The organism is Oleiphilus sp. HI0080 (assembly GCF_001635135.1).
Window position 1 is genome coordinate 1 of the sequence record NZ_LWFU01000485.1, and the last position, 2959, is coordinate 2959.

The following is a 2959-nucleotide window of genomic DNA, read 5'->3' on the forward strand; positions in this document are numbered from 1 at the left end:
AACAGACGATACACCGTGTCGGCAAATTTGCGCCTTGCTGTTTCCGCCTTGCCTGCACTTAGGAGCTTATCTTCATAGAGAGAAATCGAGGTAAGAGCCCGATAACCAAGCCAAGGAAGCGGCTCGCGCTCCCAACGCTTGCTGTTCGCAAATGTACCGCTATGGTCAACCCAAGGCATCTGTGTTTCGGGCGAATCGACACCCAAAATCATATCCGAGAGTGTTCGGCCGGCGAGATTCGTCGCCCCCACCCCTTCGCCACCATACCCGGCGCTCAATGCGAAGCCATGCTCCCGATTGAGTAACATATGTGGACGGAACTTGCGCGAGATCGCCAAGTTCCCTCCCCAAGCATGCGTGACCTTAACACCCTCTAGCTGAGGGAAAAGTGTTTGCAGCAGGTTTCGGCGAAACGCGATTTCAGACTCTGAGAGGCGTGCATCGTGTTTCAGCGCTGCGCCAAATAGATAAGAGCCCCGCGCACCGAAAACGAAGCGATTATCGGCACTGCGCTGGCCGTAGGTAACGATTCGTGAAAAATCACTGAACACCTCACCATGGTGAAGCCCCATTTCTTGCCATAGAGCCTCGCTCAAAGGCTCTGTTGCGATAATGGCGCTTTGTACGGGTCGCTGATAGCGCATCCAGCTGAAGGGTGCTTTTTCGATACTGACCCCATACGCTTCCAGAGCAGGAACCACCCACTGACACGCGATACGATGACCATTTGCCAAAACAACATTGCCATCGCCCCACTCTGTCGCTGGCGACTGCTCAAAAATTTCGACACCCAAACGCTCGCAAGCCGCAGCGAGTCCCGTTACCAGTTTGGCAGGCTGAATTCTGGCGCAATGCGGGCTGTATAGGGCGCCACTTGCGTTAGCCATACCGATCTTCTCACCCGTTTGCTGCGCATCAAGCCACTTGAAATCGGCGTCTGTGTAGCCTTTTTGGCGTAATTCCCGCTCATAGGCTTGAAGGAAGTGCTTCTGCTCGGGGTAGCGCGCCGCAACATACAACATTCCACCAAGTTTGAAATCACACGCGATGTTTTCTTCTTGGATCACCCGCTGCGCTTCGTGCGGAATAGCGTGTAATAAGGTCCGGGCACGTTCTTTGTCTGGCGGCCAAAGATCTTCCAGATAGGAGTCCTGCTCTGAGAGCTCCCCTATCAACCAGCCTCCGTTGCGCCCTGATGCACCATAGCCAGCAATATCGGCCTCGATAATAGCTACCCGTAGCTCGGGAGATTTTTTCTTTAAGTAATAGGCTGTCCACAAGCCGGTGAAGCCAGCGCCGATGATCGCAACATCGACGTCATGGTTTGCAGTCAAGCTAGGACGAATCGAAAGGTCGGTAAGTTGCGAGAGCCACAAGCTTTGAGTTTTGTAGCCCTCGAGCTTCGTCATTCGTGTTGATCCAACGATATACTTAGAAGTTGTAATTAACGCGCACTAATCCGGGAACACCAACTAAATCTCGGTTACTAAAGACCAACGGAACAAAATCAATATTCAGCTTACTGTCATACGCCCAACGAACACCTGCGGCATAGGTATCATCAGTATTATCGGCAGTTGTAAACAATGCTTCGACACCCGCCGAAAACAATCCGGCCTGAGTATCAATAATGCCCACATAGGCGCCAAGATCGAGCTCTACAAACGTATCATCACGCTGATCGCCGTCCGCGTAGACAAAACGAGGCGCAAGCGTAAAAGTTGCCGCATCAGCGTTGACCGTAAAGGCGGCACCGAGCTTTAGGTTGATCTGGTCAATGAGGTCATTGCCATTTTCATCTTCCAGTTCCGTTCGGGAATACGCGCCTGTAAACGCCCAGTGCACATTGCTTCCACCTTCGCCACCAAGCTGTAAATCTGGTAGTCCATACTTAAGCAGAAGCTGGTTCTCATCGTATTCATCCAAGCCACTATTAATAATCAGCTCTGCTCCCGGCAGACCTAAACGCACACCACCGCCAGCATCGATACTATCTGAGCCTGAATGCAGCTCGATAGACGCATCACGGTTTTTGGCTACCGTTCCATGCTCAATATAAAAACCTCGCGTTGGTTCGTTATAGTTAGAGCGAACATCGCCCTCAGCGGCAGTAGTACTTGAAAATAGTGCCGTCGCCATAACAGCCGTACAGAATGCAAACTGCGCTCGCATCGCAACCTCCTTGCAAATGGGTGTATTGTTTTTTCGGCGTTTTAATCGAGAATAAAGCGCAGTCCAATGCCCTCAGGCAGACTACGCATAATTTCCATTTTCAGTATAGGTGCGTCACCCGTAAGTCCCTGAACCTGTCCTTCTATCACTGTGCCGACAGGTGGCATCTCATGACCTTGAGTGATTAGAAAAATCCCACCGTCAGAAATATCTCTGGTAGTCGCTACAAGTTCGCCAAAACTCGGATGCGTAATTTTCACCTTGGCCGGCATTTGAATGCGAGGATGACGTCGCTTATCTGACATGTTTTTGTTTTCTACCTTATTTTTAGAGCATATTAGCCAAGCTACTCGCCCTTTCCTAGCAAGAGGCTATACAGTTTTTTAATAGAAGAACACATTTACGCAGATAGACCATAAGATCAGTGAAATTCACGCACCTTCGTACGCAATCCATCAAGTTGAGGCGTTAGATCCTCTAGTCGTCCGGCAATAACATGAATCACGCCAGCCTCTTGCTCCAAGATTCCAACAACCCTTAACAACTGCGCTCTTAAATAAGGTAACTTTTGCGCTCTGGCCGTTGCGCGCCATATGACGACATTGATATTGCCTGTCTCGTCTTCGAGAGTATAAAAGCTGACGCCTGCGGCGGTACCAGGACTTTGCTTTCCGGTCACGAGTCCCGACACAGAAACCAAAGATTTATGTGGCTGTTGCCATAAGGCATTAGCCATCACATCGTTCTCCAACGCGCCAGCTTTGCGCAGCAAAGCAACGGGATGCCC

Annotated in this window: 4 protein-coding genes; all 4 read right to left on the bottom strand. The window is 50.6% G+C overall.

Annotation, left to right across the window (positions count from 1 at the left end):
• Positions 1–1409, bottom strand: a 1409-nt coding sequence (locus A3751_RS10145; protein ID WP_068455289.1) for an FAD-binding oxidoreductase, incomplete at its 3' end; no start/stop codon positions are given.
• 22 nt (positions 1410–1431) lie between these two features.
• A complete protein-coding gene (locus A3751_RS10150) occupies positions 1432–2172 on the bottom strand; it encodes a hypothetical protein (protein WP_068455292.1) in 741 nt (246 codons plus the stop codon).
• Positions 2173–2213: 41 nt separating this feature from the next.
• Entirely contained in the window at positions 2214–2477 is a 264-nt protein-coding gene (locus A3751_RS10155) for a PilZ domain-containing protein (RefSeq protein ID WP_068455295.1), read from the bottom strand.
• A gap of 116 nt (positions 2478–2593) precedes the next feature.
• Positions 2594–2959, bottom strand: a 366-nt coding sequence (locus tag A3751_RS10160) for an OB-fold nucleic acid binding domain-containing protein (protein WP_231876871.1), incomplete at its 5' end; no start/stop codon positions are given.